24 protein-coding genes and 1 pseudogene are annotated in these 17,496 nt (G+C 67.7%); 12 read left to right on the forward strand and 13 right to left on the reverse strand.

All coding sequences use genetic code 11. From position 1 onward, the window contains the following. Window positions 1-227 precede the first annotated feature (227 nt). The gene (locus G7043_RS45820) at window positions 228-1,067 is read right to left on the reverse strand and encodes a RecB family exonuclease (RefSeq protein WP_166055742.1); all 840 of its coding nucleotides are present in this window, start codon (window positions 1,065-1,067) and stop codon (window positions 228-230) included. A gap of 42 nt (window positions 1,068-1,109) precedes the next feature. Here G7043_RS45820 and G7043_RS45825 point away from each other — a divergent pair, with 42 nt between their 5' ends. After that, window positions 1,110-1,412, forward strand: a complete 303-nt coding sequence (locus G7043_RS45825) for an ArsC/Spx/MgsR family protein (protein ID WP_166055744.1) — start codon at window positions 1,110-1,112, stop codon at window positions 1,410-1,412. Here G7043_RS45825 and G7043_RS45830 read toward each other — a convergent pair. Together G7043_RS45830 and G7043_RS45835 are read right to left on the reverse strand one after the other, a co-directional pair. Further along, a complete protein-coding gene (locus G7043_RS45830) occupies window positions 1,409-2,020 on the reverse strand; it encodes a MarC family protein (protein WP_313888419.1) in 612 nt (203 codons plus the stop codon). The genes G7043_RS45825 and G7043_RS45830 overlap by 4 nt on opposite strands. 12 nt (window positions 2,021-2,032) lie before the next feature. Then, the gene (locus tag G7043_RS45835; protein ID WP_313888420.1) at window positions 2,033-2,890 is read right to left on the reverse strand and encodes a PHP domain-containing protein; all 858 of its coding nucleotides are present in this window, start codon (window positions 2,888-2,890) and stop codon (window positions 2,033-2,035) included. 163 nt (window positions 2,891-3,053) lie between these two features. On the opposite strand from G7043_RS45835, the pseudogene G7043_RS49120 reads away from it, so the two are divergent. Both G7043_RS49120 and G7043_RS49125 read left to right on the forward strand, forming a co-directional pair. Continuing rightward, a pseudogene (locus tag G7043_RS49120) lies at window positions 3,054-3,164 on the forward strand (helix-turn-helix domain-containing protein); the annotation flags it as partial. Window positions 3,165-3,444: 280 nt separating this feature from the next. Further along, on the forward strand, window positions 3,445-4,320 hold the full coding sequence (locus tag G7043_RS49125) for an RNA-guided endonuclease InsQ/TnpB family protein (protein WP_313888424.1): 876 nt from the start codon (window positions 3,445-3,447) through the stop codon (window positions 4,318-4,320). 13 nt (window positions 4,321-4,333) lie between these two features. On the opposite strand, the gene G7043_RS45845 is transcribed toward G7043_RS49125, so the two are convergent. Then, entirely contained in the window at window positions 4,334-4,894 is a 561-nt protein-coding gene (locus G7043_RS45845) for a PH domain-containing protein (protein ID WP_166055746.1), read from the reverse strand. A 64-nt stretch (window positions 4,895-4,958) separates the two neighbouring features. Continuing rightward, window positions 4,959-5,177, reverse strand: a complete 219-nt coding sequence (locus tag G7043_RS45850) for a hypothetical protein (protein WP_086663077.1) — start codon at window positions 5,175-5,177, stop codon at window positions 4,959-4,961. An 81-nt stretch (window positions 5,178-5,258) separates the two neighbouring features. Between G7043_RS45850 and G7043_RS45855 the strand changes: the two genes are divergently transcribed. Beyond that, window positions 5,259-5,672 carry an NUDIX hydrolase gene (locus G7043_RS45855; RefSeq protein WP_166055748.1) on the forward strand — a complete coding sequence of 138 codons (414 nt, stop codon included), beginning with the start codon at window positions 5,259-5,261 and terminating at the stop codon, window positions 5,670-5,672. 28 nt (window positions 5,673-5,700) lie between these two features. Here G7043_RS45855 and G7043_RS45860 read toward each other — a convergent pair whose 3' ends face one another. Next, complete coding sequence (locus tag G7043_RS45860) at window positions 5,701-6,696, reverse strand: DUF2332 domain-containing protein (RefSeq protein ID WP_166055750.1); 996 nt, start codon at window positions 6,694-6,696, stop codon at window positions 5,701-5,703. 1 nt (window position 6,697) lies between these two features. After that, window positions 6,698-7,201: a MaoC family dehydratase gene (locus G7043_RS45865; RefSeq protein WP_086663075.1), complete on the reverse strand. Its 504-nt coding sequence runs from the start codon at window positions 7,199-7,201 to the stop codon at window positions 6,698-6,700. Window positions 7,202-7,489: 288 nt separating this feature from the next. Between G7043_RS45865 and corA the strand changes: the two genes are divergently transcribed. Both corA and G7043_RS45875 read left to right on the forward strand, forming a co-directional pair. Continuing rightward, entirely contained in the window at window positions 7,490-8,560 is a 1,071-nt protein-coding gene (gene corA / locus G7043_RS45870; protein ID WP_166055752.1) for a magnesium/cobalt transporter CorA, read from the forward strand. A gap of 140 nt (window positions 8,561-8,700) precedes the next feature. Continuing rightward, window positions 8,701-9,078 carry a hypothetical protein gene (locus G7043_RS45875; protein ID WP_166055525.1) on the forward strand — a complete coding sequence of 126 codons (378 nt, stop codon included), beginning with the start codon at window positions 8,701-8,703 and terminating at the stop codon, window positions 9,076-9,078. Here the strand turns inward: G7043_RS45875 and G7043_RS45880 are convergent. Continuing rightward, the gene (locus G7043_RS45880) at window positions 9,062-10,141 is read right to left on the reverse strand and encodes a DUF2332 domain-containing protein (protein WP_166055754.1); all 1,080 of its coding nucleotides are present in this window, start codon (window positions 10,139-10,141) and stop codon (window positions 9,062-9,064) included. The genes G7043_RS45875 and G7043_RS45880 overlap by 17 nt on opposite strands. Before the next feature lie 64 nt (window positions 10,142-10,205). Between G7043_RS45880 and G7043_RS45885 the strand changes: the two genes are divergently transcribed. Together G7043_RS45885 and G7043_RS45890 are read left to right on the forward strand one after the other, a co-directional pair. After that, a complete protein-coding gene (locus G7043_RS45885) occupies window positions 10,206-10,874 on the forward strand; it encodes a metallophosphoesterase family protein (RefSeq protein WP_166055756.1) in 669 nt (222 codons plus the stop codon). Next, window positions 10,864-11,709: a chromosome partitioning protein ParB gene (locus tag G7043_RS45890; protein WP_166055758.1), complete on the forward strand. Its 846-nt coding sequence runs from the start codon at window positions 10,864-10,866 to the stop codon at window positions 11,707-11,709. The genes G7043_RS45885 and G7043_RS45890 overlap by 11 nt, the downstream gene beginning before the upstream one ends. Here G7043_RS45890 and G7043_RS45895 read toward each other — a convergent pair. Then, entirely contained in the window at window positions 11,678-12,802 is a 1,125-nt protein-coding gene (locus tag G7043_RS45895) for an MFS transporter (RefSeq protein ID WP_166055760.1), read from the reverse strand. The genes G7043_RS45890 and G7043_RS45895 overlap by 32 nt on opposite strands. A 214-nt stretch (window positions 12,803-13,016) precedes the next feature. Here G7043_RS45895 and G7043_RS45900 point away from each other — a divergent pair, with 214 nt between their 5' ends. Next, complete coding sequence (locus G7043_RS45900; protein ID WP_166055762.1) at window positions 13,017-13,493, forward strand: GNAT family N-acetyltransferase; 477 nt, start codon at window positions 13,017-13,019, stop codon at window positions 13,491-13,493. 6 nt (window positions 13,494-13,499) lie between these two features. Here G7043_RS45900 and G7043_RS45905 read toward each other — a convergent pair whose 3' ends face one another. Both G7043_RS45905 and G7043_RS45910 read right to left on the reverse strand, forming a co-directional pair. Further along, complete coding sequence (locus G7043_RS45905; RefSeq protein WP_166055764.1) at window positions 13,500-13,775, reverse strand: hypothetical protein; 276 nt, start codon at window positions 13,773-13,775, stop codon at window positions 13,500-13,502. Further along, complete coding sequence (locus tag G7043_RS45910) at window positions 13,772-14,764, reverse strand: hypothetical protein (protein WP_166055766.1); 993 nt, start codon at window positions 14,762-14,764, stop codon at window positions 13,772-13,774. The genes G7043_RS45905 and G7043_RS45910 overlap by 4 nt, the downstream gene beginning before the upstream one ends. A gap of 119 nt (window positions 14,765-14,883) precedes the next feature. Between G7043_RS45910 and G7043_RS45915 the strand changes: the two genes are divergently transcribed. Genes G7043_RS45915 through G7043_RS49135 form a run of 3 tightly spaced genes read left to right on the forward strand, consistent with a single transcriptional unit; the run spans window position 14,884 to window position 15,683 of the window. Next, window positions 14,884-15,186: an ArsR/SmtB family transcription factor gene (locus G7043_RS45915; RefSeq protein WP_166055768.1), complete on the forward strand. Its 303-nt coding sequence runs from the start codon at window positions 14,884-14,886 to the stop codon at window positions 15,184-15,186. After that, entirely contained in the window at window positions 15,183-15,449 is a 267-nt protein-coding gene (locus tag G7043_RS49130) for a hypothetical protein (RefSeq protein ID WP_242643411.1), read from the forward strand. Before G7043_RS45915 ends, G7043_RS49130 begins: the two co-directional genes overlap by 4 nt. 27 nt (window positions 15,450-15,476) lie before the next feature. Next, window positions 15,477-15,683: a hypothetical protein gene (locus G7043_RS49135; protein ID WP_242643412.1), complete on the forward strand. Its 207-nt coding sequence runs from the start codon at window positions 15,477-15,479 to the stop codon at window positions 15,681-15,683. 4 nt (window positions 15,684-15,687) lie between these two features. On the opposite strand, the gene G7043_RS45925 is transcribed toward G7043_RS49135, so the two are convergent. Both G7043_RS45925 and G7043_RS45930 read right to left on the reverse strand, forming a co-directional pair. Beyond that, window positions 15,688-16,590 (reverse strand): nucleotidyl transferase AbiEii/AbiGii toxin family protein, encoded by a 903-nt coding sequence (locus G7043_RS45925; RefSeq protein ID WP_166055769.1) that lies wholly within the window; start codon window positions 16,588-16,590, stop codon window positions 15,688-15,690. Next, entirely contained in the window at window positions 16,587-17,168 is a 582-nt protein-coding gene (locus tag G7043_RS45930) for a type IV toxin-antitoxin system AbiEi family antitoxin domain-containing protein (protein WP_166055771.1), read from the reverse strand. The genes G7043_RS45925 and G7043_RS45930 overlap by 4 nt, the downstream gene beginning before the upstream one ends. Window positions 17,169-17,496: the final 328 nt, after the last annotated feature.

Below are 17,496 nucleotides of genomic sequence, written 5' to 3' on the forward strand. Positions count from 1 at the left end.
CCGCCCCAACCACGCCGATGGCGGAGCCGAGGCAAAGGCGACGGCGGAGCCGAGCTGCGCTTCGCTTTTCCCGTGCGCTCCGGGTGGGGTCCCGTCACGAGTCGTGACACAGCTCTTGCCCCCCGATCAGATTGGCGGGGTCTGGGGCAGAGCACCAGGTGGAAGCACGCAACCGCATGGTCGCCGCCCGCAAGGCGCCACCCGCAAGGTCGCGCCCCCAACACCCCCTACGGAGCCAACAACGACCAAGGCTCAATAGAAGGAACAGCCTCCTGCCCCTCAACACAACTACGCCGAAAATCGCACCACTGACACTGCCGCCCAACCACAGGAGGGAACAAAACCTCCCGATCCCCACCAGCCTTCAAAGTCTCCGAGGCAAGGTCGATCTCATCGGCAGCCTCCTCAGCCCGCCGAACATGCCGCCCCAACGACTCCTCGGTGTGCTCCCACTCAGCCACAGTCCCAGACGGCAGATGATGCAACTCCACCCGCCGGCAAGGCTTCCGCAACGTCCGCCTAGCAGCCACCGCGTACAACGCCAATGCCTGCGACCCCCGAGCATCATCGGAAGTCAGCACGTGCCGCCCAGTCTTGTAGTCAACGATCACCAGTTCCCCGTCCCGGTAATCGATCCGGTCGACCCGCCCCTCGGCCACAATCCGCTCGGTAGGCGAAGACACCCACCGCTCAACCCCGAGCGGCTCAAACGCGACATCCAACGACGACACGTAGTCGTGCACCCACCGACCAGCCCGCTCCCGATAGACAGCAGCCTGGTCGACATCCCGGAACCCGTCCGACTTCCACTGCCGGTTCACCAACGCGACCGCCTGCTCCGGCGTACGACGCTCAGCCGGTAGATCGAACAGGGCCTTCAACGCGTTGTGCACCACCGCACCCAGCGTGTTGTGCGCCCAAGCCCCACCCCGCGGCGGCGACGGCCGATCGAGGTACGTCATCCGGTAGCGACGCGGGCAGTCCGTCCACGTAGCCAGCTTCGCGGGCGTGACGCGCACGAGCCGACGCGGTGCCGCGGTGCCGAAGTCGAAGCCGAGTTGTTCCACCCACCCAACGCTACCGAGGCACCCTGACAGAAAATGAGGGGCATGGAGATCTGGCACAACCCCCGCTGCTCGAAGAGCCGCGCCGCGAAGCAACGCCTCGACGACGAAGGCGTCGAGTACACCGAACGCCGCTACCTGGACGACGTGCCGACGGCACAGGAACTCGACCACGTCCTCGAACTGCTGAACAAGCAGCCCTGGGAGATCGCGCGCAAGAAGGAACCCGCCTACCCCAGCGGCCTCGAACACGACCGCGCCAAGTGGATCGCGCACATGGTCGCCAACCCGAGCCTGATCGAGCGCCCCATCATCATCGACGGGAACAACGCCCACATCGAGCGCTAAGCACCAGCGATGAACCCCTGCACCGAAGACGCGACCAGCTGCACGGCGATCGCGGCCAGCAGCAGACCGGCGATCTTGGCCATCAGCAGGATCCCGCTCTCCTTGAACACCTTGATCAGCAAACCGGCGGACCGCAGCGTCCCCAGCAGCACGAGGTGCACGGCCACGATCGCCGCAGCCAGCGCGAAGTAGGAACCCCAAGCCCCGTCCGCCTGCCGCACGAACACGATCGTCGCGGCGATGGCACCGGGTCCGGCCAGCAGCGGCGTCCCCAGCGGCACCAGCGCGATGTTCACGTCCTCGACCTCAGGATGCTGAGTAGCGCCCTTGCCGGTCAGCAGGTCCAGGGCGATCAGCAACAGCAGCAGCCCGCCCGCACCCTGCAAAGCGGGAATGCCGATGTGCATGTACGCGAGGATCGAGTTGCCCGCGACCGCGAACAGCGTGATCACCAGGAACGACACCAGCACGCCCTGCCGCGCGGCCCGCTTCCGGGCTTCCCGCGACTTGCGGCCGACGAGACCCAGGAACACCGGCACGGTGCCGGGCGGGTCCATGATCACCAGCAGCGTGATCGAGGCCTCGATGAAGAGCCGCAGGTTGAACACGAAGACACCGCCCTATCCGACGAGGATCTTGCCGCCTGTCGCCCGTTCGGCCAGAGCATCCAGCATTTCCGGCGCCGTCGTCTCCGCACCGAGCCGCACCGTCTTGTTCGTGCCGTGGTAGTCACTCGACCCGGTGACGATCAGATCCAGCTCAGCGGCCAGCGCCCGCAACGAGACACGGGTGTCGGCGTCGTGGTCGGGGTGGTCCACCTCGATGCCGCCGAGGCCGGCCTCAGCCAGCGAACGCACGACGTCGGCGGTCACGATCGGACCGCGGGAAACAGCGAACGGGTGCGCGAGCACGGTCACGCCACCGGCCTCGGCGATCATCTCGATCGCGCGCTCGACGGGCGTGTCCGTCCGTCCCACGTAGTAACGCCCACCGGTCAGGTAGGTCGCGAACGCCTCGTCGACGGACGAGACGACCCCGCCGCGGATCAGCGCCTGCGCCAGGTGCGGGCGACCGGCCGGCGCGTCGAACGGCAGCCGCGACATCAGGTCTTCGGGGTCGATCGGGAACCCGTCGGCCTTCATCATCTCGGCCATCTTCTGCAGCCGGTGCCGCCGCTCCTCGCGCAACCGCGACTGCTCGGCCATCAACGCCGCGTGCGTCGGGTCGTAGAGGTACGCCAGCAGATGAACGGTGATCGTGCGCCCGCGGCCGTCCGGGCAGGCGCACGACAACTCGGCTCCGCGCACGAGCCGCAGGCCAGGAGGCAGCGCGGCAGCGGCAGCGGCCCATCCGGCGGCGGTGTCGTGGTCGGTGATCGCCACCGCGTCCAGTCCGGCTAGACCCGCGGCCCTCACCAGTTCGGCAGGGCTGTCGGTGCCGTCGGACTCGGTCGAATGGGTGTGCAGATCGATGACCACGTCGTCCAGTGTGGACGACGCCCCTGTGAGGTCCGGCTACTGGGGTTGCAGTCAGCCTCCGCCCTTCACGGCGGACGGGTGAAGGGCGGAGGCTAACCGGCCACCAAGGCCCGAGCAGCGCCCTGGACCAGGAGGTTCTGCACTATCCGACCAGTGCGGGTGCATGCAAGATCGGTCATTGATCCATTGGTACGGTGCGCGAGTGCAGCTCCGTTTCCATTACCGGCTCTACCCGGACGCTGTCCAGTGTGAGGCGCTGGCCCGGTCGTTCGGGTGCGCCAGGGTGGTGTTCAACGACGGGCTGCGGGCGCGGCAGCAAGCACGAGCCGAGGGACTGCCGCACCTGTCGGACGCCGAGCTGTCGAAGCAGCTCACAGCTGCGAAAGCCACCCCACAACGAGCATGGCTGGGAGAAGTCTCCTCGGTCGTACTGCAGCAGGCGCTGGCCGATCTGAACGTGGCGTACCGCAACTTTTTCGCCTCGCTGTCGGGCAAGCAAGGGCCGCAAGGTCGCACCGCCCCGTTTCCGGTCACGCAAAGACAACCGGCAGGCCATCCGCTTCACGAACAACGCCAGGTTCAAGGTCCTGGACAACGGCCGCCTGCGACTGCCGAAGATCGGCGACGTGCCCGTACGCTGGTCACGCCCGCTCCCAGCAGATCCGTCCAGCGTCACCGTGATCAAAGATGCGGCCGACCGGTACTTCGCGTCGTTCGTCGTTCGGACAACAGACGATCCGTTGCCACCCTCGGATTCTGAGGTGGGTATCGACCTGGGGCTGGCCCACTTCGCCGTCCTGTCGGACGGCACCAAGGTGGCCGCGCCGAAGTTTCTGCGCCGCGCGGCCAGCCAACTCAAAAAGCTGCAACGGGCGCTGTCCCGCAAGACCAACGGATCGAACCGGCGAAGAAAAGCAGTCGTGAAGGTCGCACGGGTGCACGCCAGGGTTGCCAACATGCGGCGCGACTGGCAGCACAAACTCTCGACATCGATCATCCGCGACAACCAAGCGGTCTATGTCGAGGATCTGTGCGTGGCTGGTCTGGGCCGGACCCGACTGGCGAAGTCCGTGCACGATGCAGGCTGGGCCAGCTTCACGGCCATGTTGGAGTACAAAGCCGCGAGATACGGGCGCACCTTCGCCAGGGTGGACCGGTTCTTCCCATCCACGCGGATGTGCTCTTGTTGCGGCCGGATCAACGACAAGATGGCGCTCGACGTCCGATCGTGGGACTGCCCGTGCGGCTGCACCCACGATCGAGACATCAACGCTGCCAAGAACATCAAGGCCGCCGGGCAGGCGGACTTCAACGACCGTGGAGCGAGGGTAAGACCGGCAGCGATGCCGGCACCTCGCGGCGAAGCGGTAACCCACCTGGACACCGCGCGTTCCACACACCGCGGTGTGGAGGGAATCTCCACCCGTTAGGGCGGAGAGGATGTCAAGGGACCATCTTCTTCCCGCGCGCCGCCCGCTGCGCCTTGATCATCGAGAACCGCTCGGCCTGTGCCTTCTTGTCGCCGAAGGTCAGCTCCGAGATGGCGTCGTACACCTCTTCGGGGTCCGGCAGGAACTCCAGGCGGTTCAGCGCCTGGATCTGACCGGCCGACTCCACGATGAGCGTGCCGTAGCCGAACATGCGTCCGCCCACGGTGCGCTCGTAGGTGAGGTCGGTGACCTTGCTGATGGGCATCATCGCGACCTTGGTCTCGAAGACGCCCGATGTCAGCATGAACCGCTTGTCGGTCACGACGATGCGTTCGACCCACCACTCGATGATGAAGTAGGACAGCCGCAACAGCACGAGCAGTCCGCCGTACCACAGGACGTTCTGGATCACGCCCGCGTTCGACGGCAGCAGGTACGAGATCATCATGAAGCCGGCCAGCAGTGCCGCCGCCTCCAGGACGTCCCAGATCAGATAGGACCAGTGCCTGCGCACCCGGATGACCCGACGCTCGCTAGACAGCAGGTAGTCGTCCGGATCACGTGGTGCGAACATGCGCTACCAGCCCTTTCTGGTACCAGCCAGTGCTCTGTCCTGCCCGCCCGGTGTACCGGGTGAACTAGAACAATTGTCGCACGAAGGTGATCAGGGCCTCAGCCGCAGTTCGCAGCGAGTTGAGGATGTTGGTGACCAGCTGCGCGGCCTGCTGCGGCTCCGCGATGAGGAAGAACAGCAGCAAGGCGATGCCGGCGAAAGTGAGGATCTTCTTCAGGTTCACGGTGTCCACCCCGTCCGCGTCCGCACCCGTTTGGCGCCGTTCGTGACCGTTGTACAGCACGATTCAGCACCTTGGGAGATTTGTACCGCAGCCGGGGTAGTGAGCTGCACCGCCGTTCCGGGGTGACTACGCTTCGTGTTCGTGACAGTCGGCAGCAAGCGCACGATCCGTTGCGTCGGAGCACTCGTGCATGACTCGAACGGGCGACTACTGCTCGTGCGACGCGCCAATCCTCCAGGTGAGGGCCTGTGGTCGATACCAGGTGGGCGCGTGGAGTCTGGGGAGACGGACGAAGCGGCCGTGACTAGGGAAGTCGCCGAAGAGACTGGACTCTCCGTCACCGTCGGCCGTCTCGTCGGCCGCGTCGAGCGACCGGCCCCGAACGGGGTTTTCTTGATCTTCGACTACGAATGCCAGGTCACGTCGGGTGTGCTCCGAGCGGGCGACGACGCATCGGATGTCGCTTGGGCCGACAGTGCGACCTTGGCCACACTTCCGACCACCGACGGTCTCGTGGAAGCGCTTTCCGAATGGAACTGCCTGCCCAGGGCCTGATCAGGGTTCACGCGATCGAGGAAGAGCCTCAGCGCCAAACGAGACGTTGCCCATGGGCCTCGGTGGTGGCCAGAGTGGTCGTCTCGACCTCCGCGTCACGCACCCGGATGAGTCGCAGCTCACCGCCCTCGTGGGCGGCCCACCACGCAGGTCTGCCCAAAGCAGACAAAGCAGGCACGAGGTCGAGCCCGGACCCGCTCGTGATGACGACGAGCGGCGCGTCGATCCCCTCGACCGCCTTGGCCAGATCCGCGACCGGATCGCCGGCGACGAGCCGCGGCGGGTTCTTGCGCAGGACCCCGCACGCCACCCCGAACAACCTCAGCCGCTCCGGCTGGTCGGCCCACACGCACGCTTCCAGCCACGCGTAGGCGTCCTCGTCGGTCAGGTCGGCAGGTGCGACGCCGATGCCCGCCTTCGCGGCCACCTTGACCGTCTTGGGCAGCTTCGGCAGCACCGCTCCCGGCGCGAGCTCCAGCGCGCAGTGCAGGCCCAGCGCGGCCTTGGCGGGACCGGCGACGACCTGCCCGGCCTCCTGGGTCTGGTAGCGGTACGAGTACTGGTCGAGCCCGAGCAGCAGTCCCGCCGTCGTCGCGGCCTCCACGAGCCCGATCGGCCCGCCCGCCTGCTTCGCCGCGGCGGCCACCGCCGGGTAGAGCAGGGCCGCGCGCCGCACTTCGTTCGTCTGGATCACCTGCGAACTGACGAGCTTCCGCACGCGTTCGGCGCGCTCGAGCAGGAAGTCCCGGAACAACGGCCAGGTGCTCTCGTCCGCGCCATAAGTGCCACCGAGCGACGGGTAGTAGTTCGAGAGCTGATGGAACGGTTCCGCTTGCACGAGCCGATGCGCCGCCGCCAGCAGGAGTTCGCCCGAGACGTTGTCCTCGCCGGCGGCGGTCAGCAGATCGGCCACCTCCGGATCCTCGGCAGCACGCGACGCCAGGTGCTCGTAGAGCGGCGAGATGCCCGCCGCCTCCTGCGCGAACGCCCTGAGACGCTGCTGTGCCAGATCCAGAGAACTCACGTCACTCCTTGGGTTCAGGGCGCCCTGGCTGCTCGCCGCCGCGAGCCTCGCCGTAGGACTGCTTCGGCACCATGACCTTGCGGCGGAAGATGCACACGACCGTGCCGTCCTGCTTGTAACCGCGAGTCTCCACGTAGACCACGCCCCTGTCGTCCTTCGACTTGGACGGCGTCTTGTCGAGCACCTCGGTCTCACCGTAGATCGTGTCACCGTGGAACGTCGGCTTCACGTGCCGCAGCGACTCGATCTCCAGGTTGGCGATCGCCTTGCCGGAGACGTCCGGCACGGACATGCCCAGCAGCAACGAGTAGATGTAGTTGCCGACGACGACGTTCTTGCCGAAGTCCGTCGTGTTCTCCGCGTAGTTCACGTCCATGTGGAGCGGGTGGTGATTCATCGTGAGCAGGCAGAACAGGTGGTCGTCGTACTCCGTGACCGTCTTGCCCGGCCAGTGCTTGTAGATCGCTCCGACCTCGAACTCCTCGTAGTACCGACCGAACTGCACCGCGCCTCCAACTACGTGTGATCGAGATCTGTGTCAGGTGGGGAGACAGTCTGAACAGAGAGGGAGTACCCTCGGCAACCGGTGTGTGAGGATTTCCACCACCAGTGACCTTCGCCCCGAGGAGGTGAGGACCCCTAAATGAGCAAGGACCCCCACCCTGCCAGTACCAAGCGCGTTCTCACCGAGGTGGCCTTCTAGATCCATCTAGAAGTTCCGGTTCCACCTGGTCAGGACGCCCGTCGTGCTTTCGCACTTCCACGCCGGCGTGTGTACCTGGAGGAACTCACCATGCCCAGCCTGCCCTCGATCCGCGGCCGTGGCGCTCAGCAGCGTCCGACGCCGCACATCTCCGTGCCGTTGTCGCACTACGTGGTCGACTGCGCGGTCTACGTCGACGGCAAGCGCTTGCCCGGCCGCTGGACGCACGCCGACGCCGTCAAGGAAGTGCGCAAGCGCAAGGACGGGTTCGTCTGGATCGGACTGCACGAGCCGGACGCCGAGCAGATCGAGGGCATCGCGGAGACGTTCGGACTGCACGAGCTCGCCGTCGAGGACGCGGTGCACGCGCACCAGCGCCCGAAGCTCGAGCGGTACGACAACACGCTCTTCATGGTCTTCAAGACCGTCCGGTACGTGACCAACGAGTCCCCCGACACCGCCAACGAGATCGTCGAGTCCGGCGAGATCATGGTGTTCCTGGGCAAGGACTTCGTCATCACCGTGCGGCACGGCAACCACTCCGGGCTCTCCAAGCTCCGCCACGTGCTGGAGGCCGACCCGGAGCGGCTGGAGATCGGCCCGTCCGCGGTGATGCACGCGATCGCCGACCAGGTGGTGGACAACTACCTCGAGGTCACCGACCACATCGAGGACGACATCGACCGCATGGAAGAGCGGGTCTTCGCGCCGCGCACCGAGGTGAGCGCGGAGCAGATCTACATGTTCAAGCGCGAGGTGGTGGAGCTGCGCCGCGCGGTGATGCCGCTCGCGAACCCGTTGCGCCGCTTGGCCGAGGGCTACACGCCGCTCATCCCCGAGCAGGTGCGGGCGTTCTTCCGCGACGTCGACGACCACCTCACCGAGGTGTCCGAACGCGTCACGGCGTTCGACGAGCTGCTGACCACGCTGGTCGACGCGACCCTCGCGAAGATCACGCTGCAGCAGAACACCGACATGCGCAAGATCACCTCGTGGGTCGCGATCATCTCCGTGCCCACCATGGTCGTCGGCGTGTACGGCATGAACTTCGACTACATGCCCGAGCTGAAGTGGAAGTTCGGCTATCCCCTGGTGATGAGTCTGGTCCTCATCGCCTGCCTGACGCTCTACCGAATATTGCGCCGAAATCGCTGGCTGTAAGTCCCGGTTTCGCTCGCTTTGTTCGTTGTAGAAGGGCTCTGTCATGACCAGATTGCTGACCAACGTCCGGTTCTGGATCCTCGCGTTCCTGCTCTGCTGGATCACCACCGTGTTCGTGCTGATCTCGGGAACGCCCTGACGTGTACGAGCGGCTGACGAACCTCAGGTTCTGGCTGCTGGTGTTCCCGGCCGGCTGGCTCACGATGGTGTTCGTGCTCATCGCGTTCTGGCCGGATCCGGGGGCCGAGTCACCGGAAGCGCTCGCCTCCGAAGTGACGAACGCCTTGCGCACACACGACTTCCGCAAGCTGCAGCCGTTGCTCGCGGTCGGCGGCGAGGACGTGGCGAAGTCGACCGTCGAGCACTTCGCCACCGCCACGGTGGACGGCGGTCAGTACCGCGACGGCGTGGTCGTCGTGGAGTACACCCGCTCCGGCACGCACGGCGTGTTCCGGATGCCCGTCGAGGAACTGGACGGGCGCTACGTGGTGAACGCGGTGATCACTCCCACGGGGTGACGTCCCACGTGAACGGCGTGCCGTGGCCCGCACCGTAGCCGAGGTTCAGCGAGATGCCGGCGGGCCAGAGCTTGAGCAGCAGTTCGAAGCGGTAGTCGTCGTCCGTGCGGCGCGGCTCGAACACCAGCAGCGCCAACGGTGTCGTGGGGGTGGCCTTCGCGGCCGCGTCGGCCAGCACGGCCCGGCCCATCGCCCGGTCCGCGGGCGAAACGTACTGCCACACCACGGAATGCCACACGACCGTCAGCACGTCGCGTTCGGCGCGGGCGAGCTGCTTCGCGAGCCACTCGGGGCCCGCTGACCGTTCGACCTTCACCGGATCCGTCGCAGCGAGGTCCAGCGCGTCCCTCAGCCGGTTCCACCTGCCGAGCTGGTCCGCCCAGACGAAGGAGCTCAGGTGCAGCCGTCCGTCCTCTGTGGACACGTCGACCGGGCTGAGGTCGCAGCCGGCCCTGCCGACGACGCGCAGCCGGTGGCTGAGGTCCGCCGGCGGCCTGCCGGTCCACTCCGGGTCGAGGACGAGGAGGCTGTCCGGGTCGCCGAGCACGGTGTCCTCGAGCCGGTAGCCGACGTGGTGCGGGCGCAGGTTGAGCCCGCCGCTCGCGCCGACCTCCAGCAGCCGCACGCAGAACGGCACGTGCCGGCCGGCCGCTTTGGCAGCCTCCTGCGCGGCGACCATCAGGCCGCCGTAGAGGGGTGCGCTGCGGCCGGGTTCGTTGGTCTGCACGACGGTGGCCTGCACGCGTTGCCTCAACAGGTCCGCGTGCTCGCCGAGGGCGGGCAGCGCGGCCTCCCACAGCGTCGGCAGGTCCGGCTGACCACCCACCGACGGGTAGTGCTTCGCGAGGCCCGGCGCGCGCCCTTCGAGCACGAGCCGGTGGACGGCGCCCGCGAACCGCAGCCCGGGCATCGTGCCCTCCCGGTCGCGTTCGGAGCCCGCCATGATCCTGGACGTGACACCGCCCTGCCTCAGGTCCTCGGCGGCGTCGTCGAGCAGTCGCTGGGTCAGCGGACTGCGGTCACGGCAGGCGTTGGCGGCCGCGGTGAACAGCTCGGCAAGCACGGTGTTGACGCTAGTGGCAGCGCTGAGCCGCGTCATCTGGAGAAGGGTTAATTACGCTGCTGAAATGCCCAGGATTTTGGCAGTGGCGGACGAAGTGGCCGAACAGCTGTGGACCGAACAGGTGCACGCCCTCGACGTGGACCTGATCCTCGCGGCCGGCGACCTCCCCTTCGACTACCTGGAGTTCCTGGCCAACGCGCTGGACAGACCGCTGGTGTTCGTCCCCGGCAACCACGACGTCGACCTGTCCGGCTACTCGAACGTGCGCGGCCTGTGGACCAAGGCGGGCGTGCCGGTCCGCTGGCCAGGTCCAACCGGTGCGGTGAACGCGGACGAACGCGTGGTCGACGTCGCCGGCCTGCGCATCGCCGGTCTCGGTGGTTCGATCCGCTACAACAAGGGCCCGAACCAGTGGACGGAACGGCAGCAGGCCCGCCGTGCCCGCCGGGTGTCCCGGCTGGCCGGGTGGCGCAGGCTGCGGGACGGACGTGGCGTGGACGTGCTGCTGACCCACTCACCACCGCTCGGCTGCGGTGACGAGCCTGACGCACCGCACCGCGGTTTCGAGTGTTTGCGCGGCCTGGTCTCACGGCTGCAACCCGGTTTCTTGTTGCACGGCCACATCCATCCCCACGGCGTGCCACGGCCAGACCGCGCGTTGGGCGCAACCCGCGTGGTCAACGTCGTTCCGTACAAGGTGCTGGACATTTCGGGAGCTCGTGATGAAACGTGACACCGGTTTTCCCGTCGCCGACGCCGAGAACGACTTCCTGCGAGCCCGCCGCCGTCAGGTGATGTCACGCCTGGCGGCCTGGCTGCGCCGCGAGCCGGACGACGTGAACATCATGCTGCCGTTCCACGAGGTCGTGGACGCCCTGGGCATGCTGTCCGAGAAACGCCTGGGCCTGCAGTCGATCCGCCTGGACTCGATCGTGGGCAGTGTCGACCGCACCCGCGACTTCGACCGCCGCTTCCGCCCGACCTCCGGCCGCGTCCGCGAACGCTGGCAACGACTGGCCCTGGCCGCACGCCGAGGCGAGAACGTCCCGCCGATCGAGGTCTACCGGATCGGGGAGCTGCACTTCATCATCGACGGCCACCACCGCGTCTCCGTCGCGCACGCCCTGGGCCTGACGGTGATCGACGCCTACGTGACCCAGGTGATCACCCGCGTGAACTCGTCCGGCATCCGGTACCGCGGCGACCTGATCGTGAAGGACTACCGCCGCCTGTTCCTGGACCGCGTGCCCCTGTCCGGTGAGGCCCGCGCCGCCGTCGTGCTGTCGGACCCGTGGGACTACGCCGAGCTCGGCGAGCACGTCGAGGCCTGGGGCTTCCGCCTGATGCAGGACACGGGCCAGTTCCTGGACCGCGCGGAGCTCGCCCGCCGCTGGTACGCGGACGAGTACCAACCCGTCGTGGCGATGCTGCGGCAGGCCGACATGATCGGGAACCGGACCGAGACCGAGGCCTACATGTGGGTCGCGGCGGAGCGGTACCGGCTGATCCGCACGCACCGGTGGGACGCCGAGGTGATCAACGCGGTGCGGGAGCGGAGCCGCGACTGAGCACCGTGCCGGCCACCACCACGACCACCGGCACCACCAGCACGTACGCCAGCTGGAAGCGCACGTCGAGGAGGTAGGACAACCACGCCGTCAACTGAGTACCGGACAAAGTTCCGACGTACCCGATCACCGACAGGGCCGCGATCGCGTGCCGGGCGCTCCCCCGCGCCGCCGCCAGGCTGAGCGCCACCGGGAACACGCACGCCAGCCCCAGCCCGGTGACCAGGAACCCGCCCAGCGACGCAGCCGTGTCCCCCACCAGCAGGAGCCAGACCAGCCCGAGCGCCGTGAGTCCGGCGCTCGCGTTCAGCAGGTTCCGCACGCCGATGCGGGCCGCGACCAGCCCGCCCGCGAGCCCGCCGACGGCCATCCCGAGCGCGAGAGCATGCTCGCCGCGCAAGCTGATGGCCCCCACCGCGATCTCCAGCCGCCACGACGCACTCCTGGGCACCACGTCCGCCGCCACGCCCGCCGCGAACGCCAGCACCGCGAGCATCGCGAAGTGCTGCGGCATCCGCGGCCTGATGTCCTCGATCTCCCCGTCCGGCAACGACTTGGCGAGACCGACGGCGAGGGCAACGCTGACCGCCGCCGTCCACAGCAGCTGCTCGATCTGCGGCACGTGCGCGCTGATCCGCTGTACCGCCAGCAAGACGCCCACGAGCCCGCCGAGCGCCAGCAACCCGTGACACCAAGGCAGGAACAGCCGCCCGCTCTCCCGCTCGACACCGGCAGCGAGCAGGTTCATGGCGACGAGCAGCGCACCGTTGGCCAACGCCAGCCCGACCATGGCCAGCGCGAGCACACCGAGGCTGCCCACGAACGCCGATCCACCGAGGACGAGTCCGGCCGCGACCGCCGACGCCACCGCGACGCGCCGCGCACCCCACCGGCCGACCAGCCAGGCACCGAGAGGCATGCCGAGCGGCGCCAGGGCAACGCCCAGCAACACCACCAGGCCGACCATGATGCCCGCGCCCAGGCTGTCCGGACTGGCGAACCTGCTGATGAACATGGTCATCGCGGACAGCCAACTGCTGCTGACCGCGCCGTGCAGGAAGAAGTAGCCGCCGAGCGCCAGCCGACCTCTCATGACCGTTCCCCCAGGTGATCGCCGAGCGTCCAAGCTAGCGGCGCGACCCGGAGGTTCGCTGGCAAAATCGCTTCTTCGCCACGGCGCAGGATGCCTCGACACGCCGCCACCGGAGCGCACGCGGGAGCTTGCGTTCGCTCTGACCGTGCGGAAGGGCACGGGGTGCGCCGAAACTCGCTCGCACCTCCACGCAGGCCGTGGTTAGCGTGCGCCGGTGACCGATCTTGTTTCCGAACGCCTGATCCTGCGCCCGTGGACCTCCACCGACGTCCAGGCCGTGATCGACGGCGACCGCCAGAGCCCGTGGGCCGCCGACTTCCCCGCCGAGGGCGACACCGTGATCGCCGGCGTCATCGCCTCGAACCCCGAGTGGCTCTCGCCGTTCGGGCACCGCCTGATCATCGAGCGGTCCAGCTCTGAGGTCGTGGGATCGCTGGGTCTCTTCTGGCCTCCTTCCGACGGGCAGGTGGAGATCGGTTACGGCGTCGTGCCGTCACGCCAGGGACGCGGCTACGCCTCGGAAGCGGCCGCGGCACTGGCTGCCTTCGCGCTGACGCTGGACGGCGTCGACACCGTGCACGCCGGCGTCGAGCGGTCCAACCCGGCCTCCGCCCGCGTGCTGGAGAAGGCGGGCTTCAGCCGGTACGACAGCACCGACGAGCTGATCAGCTACCGGCGCACCGCGAGCTGAGCCTGGTCAGCCGGCCGGACCGAACTCGCGGTTGAGCGTCGCGGGCCAGTCACCGTTCGCCAGGCCGCCGTTCATGAGCACGTCGCGCCAGTCCAGCGCGCTCAGCTCGACGGCCTGCCACAACCGGTCCACACTGCCGTCCGCCATCAGCACGAGCGCCGCGTGGACGCGTTCGACGTCCTGGTTGCCGCACTCGGCCAGCTCCAACGCGTCCAGAGCCTCGGCAGCGCGCTCACCGAAGTCGCGGCCGATCCGAGCGGAGACCCGATCCGACAAGCTCATCGCGGCGCCACCCGCGGGCTGTCCGCATCGGGCAGCGGGCGAGCTTGGTCCAGCACCTCGTCGGTGTACTTGTCCAGCAAGCGGGTTCCGATCTGTTGCGCGTACCCGAAGATGACGGCCCACAGCAGCAAAGCCGCCGCCGAAGGTATCCCGATCAGCCCGCTCGTGACGCCGGCTCCGAGCGCGAGAATCCCGACCACCGCCAGAGCCGCACCGAGCATGATCTTGATCAGCGCCTGGTAGCCGATCATCACGTACGGCGAGAGCGATGGCCGGCGGCGTAAGAGCAGGACCACGGCCGCCAGCACCGCGCCGAACGAGCCGAGCACCTGCACCAGCCAGACGTCCACACCGGACGCTTTGGCCGTACCGCCGGGGCACACCGTCGGCAGCGCGTTCTCCTTCGGGTCGACGCACAGCGGGATGATGCCCGGCTTCACGATGCCGACGACGCCCAGCACCGTGTTGATCACGAACAGCACCAGCGACGCCGCGATCAGCTTGTTGCGCAACGCGCGGGAACCGGCGTGCGCGAAGTCCGAGTTGTCGTACGCTGCCCGCAGCGCGTCCACCACGATCGCGCGCTCGACCGCGGGCGTGAACTCCCCCGGCCGCAACGCTTCCAGCGCCCGGCGGCGGGGATCGTCGTCGTCGAGGTACTGCGCCACCCGCGCATGCAGCCCCGGCAACCGCCCGAGGAACCCGCGCTCCGCCGAGATCGTCGCCACCTCTGCCTCGTGCAGGGCGCGCCAGGCCCGTTCGATGTACCAGCCCGACCACCACGACGGCAGCATCCGCCACCACGGCTCCCGGTCGCTCAGCATCGCGTCCACCACCGCCGCCTGCTCCTCGGCGGTGCGGCGCCACACGTCGCCCTCGGGATCGACGGGGTCCGACGGTCCGAGCGCGGCCAGATCCGCGCGGACCCGGTCCAACCGGGACTGCACGACGAGTCGCCAGTCGGTGACTCTGGGTTTGCGCTCAGCCATGTCCCGATGGTGACAGGAGGGTCTGACAATTTCCGCAGCCATCCGTGTGACGTGCGCAAACGTCACCAGAACGCCATATACACTTGCGCTTATATACGCACCACGTTATACAACTGCTCGTGGACGTCTTCGAGGCCGTGGCCGAGCCGAACCGCCGGCACCTGATCAGCCTGCTCGCCGAACGCGAGCACACCGCGGGCGAACTCGTCGGCAGCCTGCCGACCCTGACCCAGCCCGCCGTGTCCCGCCACCTCCGGATCCTGCGCGAGGTCGGCCTGGTCGAGGTGAGGCCCGACGGCCAGCGACGCATCTACGCACTGAAACCCGATGGCCTGCAACGCATCGACGACTGGATCACCCCGTACCGCCGGTTCTGGCGCCACCACCTGGCAGCCCTCGAACAGCACCTGGAGAACCGATGACCGACCTCGGCACCGTGACCCGCACCGACACCCACGCGATCCTCACGTTCGAGCGCAGGCTGCCGTTCCCGATCGCCGACGTCTGGGCCGCGATCACCGACCCCGCCGAACGCAAGGCCTGGCTCGGCACCACCCACATCGAGGACGGCACCATCGTCATCGAGCCGGAGGACCCGCCCGCCCCACCCGAGGCCAAGCGCGTCACGGGCCGCATCCTCACCTGGCAGCCACCGCAGGACGGCCGCGCGGTCTTCGAACACTAGTGGCACCAACGAATCGTCGAGGACAGCGTGGTCCGCTACGAGCTGGAGTCCGACGGCGACGCGACCCTGCTGACCTTCACCCACAGCGGACTGTCCGAACGCAACGCACTCGGGTTCGTCCCCGGCACGCACGCGTTCCTCGACCGGTTGCAAGCGCACCTCAACGGCGAGGAACCGCCGAACTGGAGCGAGCGCTACGCCGAGGTCGCCCCGGCGTATCCGGCCTGGCGCTGACCGCTCACAGCCACCTCCGGTCGCTGGGGTTCCAGGCCTTCCGGAAGTCTCCCTCGGTGAGCGGGTCGACGAACTCGACCACGGCAGCCACCACATCCGCGAATCGTTCGGGCAAATGCACGCCATCCACACCAAGCCGCCGCTTGAACGCCCGATAGGCGCCCTCCCGCAACGACACGAACTCTCCGAGGACCGCGGACAGCGGCTGGAGTTCGACACCGCGATGGCTCGTCGTCGCATCCAAGGCGGCACGAACCGACTCGTACGACAACACCTGCCGCCCCGTCAGGGTGTAGAGATTCACGTAGTCGCGCACTCGGGTACTCGTGTCACCGAGCGCGATCGCCGTGCTCGACTTCTCGGCCAGCACCGTTTCAACCGGATAACCGAGCACTGGCACACCCGGAACCCCAGGCCGTTGCGACGGCAGTTCGAGAACACGAGGCGCCGGCGTGATCGGATCGCCGAAGTTCACGTCAAGCCACAGCTTCACCTTCGCCGTCGACAGTTCGCAGTCCATGCCGACCCTCACGCCGGAGTACAGGTCGTCGTCACGAATCGTCCTCGCGACCGCTGTGCCGGTCAGGAAGCGGACGCCGTCATCGGGATCCAGCACCCCCTCGGCGATCTCGATCACCCGCGCGACCACCGACGCCTCGTCGTTGGGCATGTTTCTGGCAAGCAGATCGGCGTCGGCAGTCGGACGACGCGCTTCGAACACCGCGAGCAGTACACCTCCCTTGAGGACGAACTCGCCGACGTGCGGCGACTCGGCGAGGCGGGCGAGCCAGCGCTCCAGCACGTACAACGTCAGCAGTTCCTGGGTGGGCCGCTTGTCGCGACGAGCCCTGTTCTGAAGTTCCAGGTACGCACGCCCAGCCGGGGTGTCCTTCGTTGGTCGGGTCACTCGGCCGTCACCGCGTCCATCGCTGTGCGCACGGGGCCGAGGATGTTGAGCTCCCGAGCCACCACCAGCAGATCGCGTGGTCGCGCATCGCGGCTGCGCAGATATCGCCGCAGCGCCGACAGCGCGAGCGGCTCCCCCAGCCTGTTCCTCAACCGCATGAGATCGGCAACTGTCCTTTCCCTGTTGTACACACGAACCATCTCGCCTGGCGCAGCCTCCACAGAGGACAGTCCAAGTTCGAACTTCTCAGCGGTGAAGCGGAACACCTCGGTCGGCGGATAGTCGATCCGCGGTGATCGCTGCCTGCGCGGCACCGCGAGCTGGACAGCGACGGGTATCTCGTCGGTCAGGTCGTACACCGCCGCCGCCGACACACAGCACACGACGGCGATCGGCACCCGCCTGGACACGGCGAGCAGGTCTGGGAACGTCGGCGCCGGGGCGTCCGCCCAGCGGAACACGCCGCGAGACAACTCGATCAGCGCGCCGTCGTCACGCAGGCCGTACAGCTCGCGGCGGTGCATGCCGCTGCTGAGCGCCTCAGCCGTGGTGAATGTGGTCCCGAGTGTGCCGGCCATGGACAAAAGTGTTGCCACTCGATGGCCGGGTGGCAACACTTTTGTCCATCCAGCTAGTGGTGTGGCCCGGAACGTTGCCGGGGGAATTCGCGGTCAGACGGGTGCATCGTGGTGCCGCCCCCGCGCCTTCATACTGGATGTATGGGGGCGCGGGGGCGGTGCCGCGAGGCGCCCTGCTGAGCGTGGATTACCTCGCCAACGTTCCGGGTCGCACCACTAGTGTCCTGCGCCAGAAATTCGCCTACAAAAGCGTGCGAGTGACTCGAGGATCTCTTCGGCGGTCTTGGTCCAGATGAACGGCCGTGGGTGGGTGTTCCAGTCGGCGATC

The organism is Lentzea alba, assembly GCF_011067745.1.
GTDB lineage: Bacteria > Actinomycetota > Actinomycetes > Mycobacteriales > Pseudonocardiaceae > Lentzea > Lentzea alba.